The sequence below is a fragment of the Falsiroseomonas oryzae genome (assembly GCF_027856955.1).
Classification (GTDB): Bacteria; Pseudomonadota; Alphaproteobacteria; order Acetobacterales; family Acetobacteraceae; genus Falsiroseomonas; species Falsiroseomonas oryzae.
In genome coordinates, this window is sequence record NZ_JAPSMD010000219.1 from 1 (window position 1) to 8,798 (window position 8,798).

8 protein-coding genes are annotated in these 8,798 nt (G+C 70.7%); all 8 read right to left on the reverse strand.

The window, feature by feature from the left end:
• A partial coding sequence (locus tag OZN99_RS18965) for a xanthine dehydrogenase family protein molybdopterin-binding subunit (RefSeq protein WP_270936832.1) occupies positions 1–1,563 on the reverse strand: 1,563 nt, incomplete at its 3' end.
• Complete coding sequence (locus OZN99_RS18970) at positions 1,560–2,033, reverse strand: (2Fe-2S)-binding protein (RefSeq protein ID WP_270936833.1); 474 nt, start codon at positions 2,031–2,033, stop codon at positions 1,560–1,562. The genes OZN99_RS18965 and OZN99_RS18970, both read right to left, overlap by 4 nt.
• Before the next feature lies 1 nt (position 2,034).
• Positions 2,035–2,829, reverse strand: coding sequence for an FAD binding domain-containing protein (locus OZN99_RS18975; RefSeq protein ID WP_270936834.1), 795 nt, complete (start codon positions 2,827–2,829; stop codon positions 2,035–2,037).
• A complete protein-coding gene (locus tag OZN99_RS18980; RefSeq protein ID WP_270936835.1) occupies positions 2,829–3,275 on the reverse strand; it encodes an SRPBCC family protein in 447 nt (148 codons plus the stop codon). Before OZN99_RS18980 ends, OZN99_RS18975 begins: the two co-directional genes overlap by 1 nt.
• Before the next feature lies 1 nt (position 3,276).
• Complete coding sequence (locus OZN99_RS18985) at positions 3,277–3,714, reverse strand: SRPBCC family protein (protein ID WP_270936836.1); 438 nt, start codon at positions 3,712–3,714, stop codon at positions 3,277–3,279.
• A gap of 1 nt (position 3,715) precedes the next feature.
• Positions 3,716–6,445 (reverse strand): flotillin family protein, encoded by a 2,730-nt coding sequence (locus OZN99_RS18990; protein ID WP_270936837.1) that lies wholly within the window; start codon positions 6,443–6,445, stop codon positions 3,716–3,718.
• An 18-nt stretch (positions 6,446–6,463) separates the two neighbouring features.
• Positions 6,464–7,303, reverse strand: a complete 840-nt coding sequence (locus OZN99_RS18995) for a phosphoenolpyruvate hydrolase family protein (protein ID WP_270936838.1) — start codon at positions 7,301–7,303, stop codon at positions 6,464–6,466.
• Positions 7,300–8,798, reverse strand: a 1,499-nt coding sequence (locus OZN99_RS19000) for a Tm-1-like ATP-binding domain-containing protein (RefSeq protein ID WP_333779747.1), incomplete at its 5' end; no start/stop codon positions are given. The genes OZN99_RS19000 and OZN99_RS18995, both read right to left, overlap by 4 nt.

Genomic DNA, 8,798 nt, shown 5'->3' on the forward strand with positions numbered 1-8,798 from the left:
CGGGGTGGCAGCGGGGCGCGGCGGCGCAGCGCGCATCGGCTCGGCCGACGCGCCCGAAAGCGTCGCCGGCCGCGCGCCCTTGCGGGCGTAGGAACCGCCGGAGAAGCCCTGCACGCGCCCGTCCTCGTCCGTCGCGGTGAAGGCTGGCAGGAGCGCACGCTCTCCGCCGCCGTCGCGACGGGAGGCAGCGGCGAGCATGGCGGGGCTCAGCTTCACGCCCGCCTTCTCGGCCACCACCTGGCAGCACTCGATCAGCGCGCAGTTCTTCGCCAGTCGCCGATGCGCCTTCATGTCGCCGTCGCGATAGGCGTTCAGGATGCGCAGCTCGATCGGATTCATCCCGACCGCCTCCGCCACCTTGTCCATATGCGCCTCGATCGCGAAATCGACGCCCGTGATGCCAAAGCCGCGCATGGCCGTCGCCGGCGTGCGGTTGGTGAAGACGCAATAGACGTTCGCCGATACGTTCGGGATGGTGTAGGGCCCCGGCAGGTGCCCCACGCCCTTGATGATCGCGTAGGAGGACAGGCGCGTGTAGGCGCCGGAATCGAAGTAGCCGGTGAACTTCCGCGCGACGATGCGGCCGTCGCGCATGACGCCGTCCTTGATGTACCAGCGCTCCGCGCCGCGCGGCGCGCCGACCTGCATCTCCTCCTCGCGGTCCCACATGTACTTGCAGGGCCGGCCCGTCAGCATCGTGCCGAGGATCGCCAGCGGCTCGTGGATGCTGTCCACCTTGCCGCCGAAGCCGCCGCCCACTGTGCCCCCGATGAAGTGCAGCCGGCTCGACGGCATCTCCAGCACCTTGGACGAGGTGGCGAGCGAGAAGAATAGCGCCTGCGTCGAGGTGTAGCAGACATAGCGGCCGTTCTGCTCGGGTGCGGCGATGGCGCCGCAGGTCTCGATCGGCGCCTGCTCGATCGGCGACATCTGATAGCGGCCCTCGACAACATGATCGGCCTGGCGGAAGGCGGCCTCGACGTCGCCGTATCGCAGCTTCTGGTGATCGTACTTGCCGTGATAGACGAACCTGTTGCCGGGATAGATGTCGAGCACGGTCGGCGCGCCGGGGCGGATCGCCTCCTCGACGTCGAGCACATGGGGCAGCGGTTCCCACTCCACCGTCACCTTCGCCACCGCATCGCGCGCCCGCGCCTCGCTCGTCGCGATCACCGCGGCGACGGGCTCGCCTTTGTAGCGGACACGGTCGGTGGAGAGCAGCGGCTCGTCGTCGATGCCGAAATCGAGCAGCGAGAGCAGCGTGTTCAGGTTGCGCGGCACGTCCCGTCCGGTGAGGATCCGCACCACACCCGGCATCCGCTCCGCCGCGGCGGTGTCGATCCGCCGCACGCGCGCCGCATGGTGCGGCGAGCGCACGCAGCGCATGTGCAGCAGTCCCTCGAACAGGTGGTCGTCGTAGAAAGGCGAGCGGCCGGTGACGTGGCCCGTGATGTCCTGCCGGCGCGTCGGCTTTCCGACCTCGTTGAGGTTGTCGTCGCGCTCGTCGGCGAAGATCTCCTTGCGGAACTCCACCATCGGCTGCTGCGTGAGGGTTCCGCTCATGCCCGCTTCCTCCCCTCCGCCACGTCGAGGATGGCGGCGATGATGGGCTCGTAGCCGGTGCAGCGGCACAGGTTGCCAGCGATCGCCTCGATGACCTCCTCGCGCCCGGGCCGTGGGTTCCGGTCGAGCAGCGCCTTGGCCGCCATCAGCATCCCCGGCGTGCAGTAGCCGCACTGCGCCGCGAAGCGCTCCATGAAGGCGTCCTGCAGCGGATGCAGCGCGGCGCCGCCTAGGCCCGCCGCCGTCTCGATCCGCCGTCCCTGCGCCGCCTCGCCCAGCACCAGGCAGGAGAGCTGCGGCTCGCCATCGATCAGCACGGTGCAGGCCCCGCAGGTGCCCTGCCCGCAGCCGTATTTTGGCGAGAGGTCGCCAACGCCGCGGCGCAGCAGATCCAGCAGGTTCTGGCCGTCCTCCGTGAAGGCGGCCTTGTCCTCGCCGTTCAGCGTGAAGGTGACCGGCTTCAGCGCCATGTCACAGCATCCCCTCGAGCAGCCGCCGCAGATGCACGCCCGCCACCTCGCGCCGATACCAGGCCGAGGCCAGCGCATCGGTGGGCGGATCGAGCCCGTCGGTGACGAGCTGCGCCGCCCGCGCGATGGTCGCCGCGTCCAGCGTGCCGCCTTCCAGCGCGCGTTCCGCCGCGGGCGAGCGCAGCGGCGCCGGGCCGAGGCCAACGCAGGCGATCCGCACGCCGCGCAGCCTGCCGCCCTCCCGCGGCAGCAGCGCCGCGAAGGACATCAGCGACACGCCCTTGGGCTTCACGCGGCTGACCTTGCGGAAGCCGAAGGCGCGCGCGTCGCGCGGCCGCGGCACCTGGATGGCGGCCACCAGGCCCACCCGCGCACGGTCGCGCAGCACGTCCTCGACCGGCCGCTGCATCCCGCCCGCGATCGTCACGCGCGCGCCGAGCGCGAGCAGCGCGCCGGCAAGGTCGCCATAGGGATGCGCGGCGAAGAGATTGCCGCCGATGGTCGCCATGTTCCGCACCTGCGGGCCGCCGACCGCACGCACCACCGGATGCAGGAAGCCGAGATCGGGATGCGCCGCGATGGCGGCCATGGTGACGCCTGCGCCGATCTCGATGCCGTCGCCCATCGGCCTGATCTGCGTCAGCGCCGGATCCGTGCTGCGCACCACGCGCCCCTGCACCAGCCCGGCGTTGAGGTCGCGCATCACGATGGTGCCGCCGCCGAGATAGGTCGCGCCCGATCCCAGCGCACGCGCGGCCTCGCCCAGCGTCGCGTGGCTCTCGACCGTGACCGCCATCAGGCCGCCTCCCGTACCAGGTAGTCGCGGATCGCCGCGAAGCCGCCCTCGTAGATGTTCTCGCCGACCATGCGGGCGAGTTCATCCTCGCGGCCCGCCGGCGTGTCGAAGCGGCTCTCCCAGTGCCAGAAGGTGTGGTCGGCATCCGTCACCGGGGCGAGCCGCACATGCGCCACGTAATTCAGCAGCGGGATCGGCGTCTCCAGCAGGCAGTAGGTGAAGGCCATATCGGCGTCGGAAAGCGTCAGGAGCCGCTCCCGCAGCTCCGATCCGTCCTGCAGCCGGAAGCGGCGCACGCAGCCGACGCGGTCCGAGGTCTGGCCGCGCTCGATATGGCTCTCCGCGACGGCGGGGTGCCAGCGGTCATGCCCGTTGAAGTCGCGCAGCACACCCCACACCGCCTCGACCGGCGCCTCGATCACCGTGCTGCGCACCACCTTCGGCATGTCACGACGCCATCTGGCGCTTGAGCGCGGTGAAGCCGGCGAGGAAGACGTTGGTGCCGATGCCGTTCACCAGCTCGTCCGCCATCTCCGGCGCGCAGTCGAACTCGGCCGTCCATTCCGCGAAGGTGCGGTCGCCGTCGGTGATCGGCGTCAGCCGCAGCGTCGCGACATAGCCCGTCAGCGGCATCGGGCTTTCCAGGATCGAATAGGTGCAGAAATAGTCGTAGTCCGACAGCGCGAGCAGCTGTTCCCGCAGCCGGTCGCCATTCTGCAGCCGGAAGTCGCGCACGCAGCCGACGCGGTCGGAGGGCTCGCCGTTCTCGATCCGGCTCTCCCGCACCGCCGGCAGCCAGCGCGGCAGGCCGTTGAAGTCGCGCACCCGTTCCCAGACGCGCGCGACCGGCGCGTCGATGACCGAGCTGACATAGACCCGCGCCATCCTACTTCTGCTCTCCCTTGCCCGACTTGCGCGCGGCCTCCGCGATGCGCTGCATGTCGGATGCCTCGCGGATCAGGCCGCCCTGCTTGGCGAGGCTGCCGCCCTCGATGCCGATGTCGCCGAGCAGGCTGTCGATCAGCGGCGCCTGCACGCGGTAGCGCAGCGCGGAGTTGATCACTTCGTCCGTGGGCGATCCGCCACCCCCGCCATTGCCGCCGGTCACGCCGTCGAGCTGCACGATGCGGATGTCCTGGATCTTCTCGAGCGGCTTCACGCTGGCGGCAACGATGCCCTCGACATGCTCGAGCAGCTTGCGGCGGAACAGCGAATGCCGCGCCTCGTCGGTCAGGATGTTCTCCGCCTCGTTGAGCAGCTTCTGCGCCTCGGCCTCGACAGTGGCGCGGACCTTCGCGGCCTCCGCCATCAGCCGCGCCTCGGCCGCCGCTTTCTCGGCCATCAGCACGTCCACCGACTTGCGGCGGCTCGCGGCCTCGGTCTCGCGGGCGGTGTGGACCTTCTCTTCCGAAATAGCGGCCAGGGCGCGCGCCGCCTCGGCCTCGGCACGGGCGGCCGATTCCTCCAGCGACTTGCGGTAGAGCGCGATGGCCTTCTCCATCTGCACCGTCTCGACCGCCTTCTCGCGCTCGACCTCCAGCCGGCGCCGGATGGTCTCGTGGTCGATGCGGATCTCGTCGAGGCCCCGCTCGGACGCGATGCGTGCGCGCTCGATGTCCTCGCGGCTCTCGATCTCGGCCTCGCGCAGCGCCTGGACGCGCGCGATCTCGATCTGCTCCAGCGAGCGGCGCCGCTCGACCTTCGCCGCCTCCACGGCGCGCTCGCGCTCCACCTCCGCGGCCTCGACGTCGCGCTGGGCGGCGATCTGCGCCTGGCGCACGGCGGCGTCCGCCTGCGCGGCCTTTGCCTTCTCGCCGGCGAGCGCCACGACCTTGGACTGCTCGGCCGTCTCGACGACCTTGGCGCGCTCGATGTCGGTTATCTCGCGCACGCGGCGGCTGGCGATGCGATCCTGTTCGAGCGCCAGTTCGGCGGCGATACGCGCCTTCTCGACGTCCTCCCGGCGGCCGATCTCGGCGGCCTCCACCGCCTTCTCGCGCGCGATCTCGCGCTCCCGCGTCGCCTCCTCGGCCGCGATCCTCTCGGCGGCCAGGCGCTTCTCTCGCGCGATGCGCGCGGCCTCGGTCGCCTCGGCGGCGGCGATCTCCACCGCCTCGATCGCCTTCTGACGCTCGACCTCGAGCTCGCGGATGCGGCGGTCCTCGGCGATGCGGGCCTCGTTCACCTCGGCCGCCTGGGCGATGCGGGCGCGTTCCACCGCCTCGCGGGCAGCGATCTCGGCCTCCTCCAGCGTCCTTTGCCGCTCGATCTCCTGCTTGCGCACCTTCTCCTCGCCCGCGATACGGGTCTGGTTGAGGAGAAGCGTCTGGGCCATGCGGCGCTTCTCGGTCTCCTCGCGGGCGACGATCTCCGCCTGTTCCAGCGTCCGCTGCCGCTCGATCTCGAGGGACTGGGTCTCGCGCTCCTTGGCGATGCGCGCCTCCTCGATGGCCTTCTCCTGCGCGATGCGCGCGCGCTCGGTCGCCTCGCGGGCGGCGATCTCCGCCTCCTGCAGGGCCTGCTGCTTCTCGATCTCGCGCGACTGGGTCTCGCGCTCGTTCTCGATGCGGGCCTCGCGCACCGCGCGCTCCTGCAGGATACGCTGCTTCTCGACGTCCTCGCGGGCGGCAATCTCCTGCGCCTCGATCGCCGTCTGCCGGGCGATCTCCCGCGCGCGGACCTCGCGCTCGGACGCGATGCGCGCCTCGGCGATCGCCTGCTCGTTGGCGATGCGCGCCTTCTCGATCGCCTCACGGGCGGCGATCTGCGCCTCCTCCGCCTCGGTGTCGCGGGCGGCGCGCTCACGGGCCAGCTGCGCGCGCTGCTGGGCGCGGCGGAACTCGATCTCGCGCTCCTGCTCCAGCCGCGCGTGCTCGCTCTCCCGCTCGATGTCGAGGGCCTGCTTCTCCGACTCCAGGTTGCGCGCCCGGATCTGGATCATCGCCTCCTGCTCGATCTCGTTGCGCAGCGTGCGCTTCGCCTCGATGTCGCGGATCAGCGCGGTCAGGCCCTCGGCGTCGAAGCGGTTGGACGGGTTGAAGAACTCGAGGCTGGTCTGGTCGATGTCGAGGATCGCCACGCTCTCCAGCTCGAGCCCGTTCTTTTCCAGATCCTGCTGCGCGAGCGCCTTCACGCGCGCGACGTAGTCGGCGCGCTTCTCGTGCATGCCGGCCATATCCATCTCGGCCGCGACGGCGCGCAGCGCGCTCTCGAACTTGCCGGACAGCAGGGCGTTCAGCCGCTCCGGCTCCATCGTCCGCCGGCCGAGCGTGGAGGCGGCCATCGCAACCGCGCGCTGCTCCGGGCGCACGCGGACGTAGAACTCGGCCTCCAGGTCGATGCGCATGCGGTCGCGCGTGATCACCGCCTCGCTCTTGGCGCGGCTGATCTGCAGCGGCAGCACGTTCATGTTCACGGGCGTGATGTCATGGACAATGGGCCAAACGAAGGCGCCGCCGTCGATCACCACCTTCTCACCCAGGAAGCCCGTGCGCACGAAGGCGACTTCCTTGGTGGAACGCCGGTAGAGCCGCTGCATCACCCAGTAGACGATGGCGATGACGACGACGGCGACGATCAGGAAAAGGATCAGGTCACCGATGATCTGGCCGGTCATGCTCGGTCCCCTCTCGCCTTAACGGCCCTTGATATGCTTGAACGCGCGGGTCTGCTCGGTCAGGGCGACCTCGGCCGGCAGGCGTTCCATGGATGAGGCGCCGTAGAAGCCGTGGCAGCAGTTGGTGTTCTTCAGCACGAAATCGGCGTCGTCCGGCATGGCGACCGGCCCGCCATGCACCAGGATGATGGCGTCGTGCTTCTCGGCCAGCGCCGCGACGGCGATGCGGTCGACGATGGCAGGGCAGTCGGCCAGCTTCAGCGCCGTCTCGGCGCCGATGCTCCCGCCCGTGGTCAGGCCGAGATGCACCACGATGATGTCCGCCCCAGCTCGCGCCATGGCGACCGCATCGGCCTCGTTGAAGACATAGGGCGTCGTCAGCAGGCCCTTGGCCCGCGCCAGGGCGACCATCTCGACTTCCTGTCGATAGGACATCCCCGTCTCTTCCAGGTTCTGGCGGAAGACGCCGTCGATCAGACCGACGGTCGGGAAGTTCTGCACGCCGGCGAAGCCGACGCGCTTCACCTCGTCCAGGAAGACGTCCATCAGCCGGAAGGGATCGGTGGCGCAGACGCCGGCCAGAACCGGCGTCTTCCGCACCACCGGCAGCACTTCCGCCGCCATCTCCATCACGATCGCATTCGCGTCGCCATAGGGCATCAGCCCAGCCAGGCTGCCGCGGCCCGCCATGCGGAAGCGCCCTGAATTGTAGATGACGATCAGGTCGATCCCGCCGGCCTCTTCGCATTTCGCGGAGAGGCCGGTGCCCGCGCCGCCGCCGATGATCGGCTCGCCCCGGGCGATCATGGCGCGGAATCTGTCGAGGATCTCCGCGCGGTTGCGCGGCGGCGCGCTCATGGCAGGCTCCTCCTTTTGCGGTTCGGCCTGTCGACGCCGTGCAGCCGGCGGAACTCCGCCACGACGGCGGTGGCGAAGGCCGGATCGTTGATGTGGTGCGGGACGCGGATGAGCTGGCGGTTCGGCCCGGGCCGCAGCGTCGTCTCGATGGCACGGAACAGGGCCTGGCGCGCCGCGTTGTCGTGGAAGGGCTTGCCGGGAGCGTCGAGCGCGGAGACGCCGCCCTCCGGCAGGAAGAAGCGCACCGGCCCTTCCATCAGGTTCAGCCGCGTGGCGATCCAGCGGCCGATCTCCGCGCATTCATCAGCCGTGGTGCGCATCAGCGTGACCTGCGGGTTGTGCCGGTAGAAGGTCCGGCCGCCGTAGCGTTCCGGCACCGTCTCCGGCGCGCCGAAATTCACCATGTCCACCGCGCCGACCGAGCCGATATAGGGCAGGCGCGTGCGGATCACCGCGCCGAAGCGGTCGGGGGTGGCGGGCAGCACGCCGCCAAACAGCATGTCGGCGATCTCGGTGGTGGTCATGTCCAGGATGCCGGCGACCTTGCGGTCGTCCACCAGCCGCTCCATGGACTGCCCGCCGATGCCTGTCGCGTGGAAGACCAGGCAGTCCCATTCGTCGCGCAGCGCGTCGGCGATCTGCTGCACGCAGGGCGTGGTCACGCCGAACATGGAGAGCACGACGGCCGGGCGCTGCACGCGGCGCGGCCGGGCGGCGCGGCGCGCCTGCACCATGCCGATCATCGCCTGCGCGGCGTTGCCGAGGACATCCTCGGTGATCGCGTTCAGCCCCTGCACGTCGGCGACCGAGTGCATCATCATGATGTCGGCGGTGCCGACATATTGCCGCACCTCCCCGCTCGCGACGGTCGAGACCATCAGCTTCGGCACGCCGAGCGGCAGCGCGCGCATCGCCGGCGCGACCATCGCTGTCCCGCCCGACCCGCCGGCCGAGAGGATGCCGGCGATGCCCGACTGCCGCTCGATCCAGCGCGTGAAGGCCTCCGTCATGCCGGCCACCGCCGCGCCGCGGTCGCCGGTGAAGACGCCGGAGGCGCCGCGCGGATGGAAGGCCGCGACCTGGTGCGCGGGAATGTCCGCCCCGGCATGGCCGCCCGTGGTCGAGAGGTCCACCAGCCGAACCGGCACGCCTGCCTCGCGCAGCAGGTCGCGCATGTAGCGCAACTCCTCGCCCTTGGTGTCGAGCGTGCCTGCCACCAGCACCACCTCCGCCCCTGGCGCGGCGAGCGGCCGGATCTCAGCCTGTCCGCCCGGCAGCGCAGCGAGGGGCTGCGCGGTGACGATGCGCGCGGTGCGTTCCAGAACCTCCACCGGCACCGGCTTCGACCAGCGCGTCGGCAGCGTCGGGTTGGACATGTAGATCTTCACCGGGCCCGCGCCCGGCGCTGCCGCCGATGCCTGCGGCGTCGCGGCCGGCGCCTCGGGGGCCGCCGGCGTGTCCTCGTGCCCGTGGCGGCCGACGCCGAGCAGGCGCT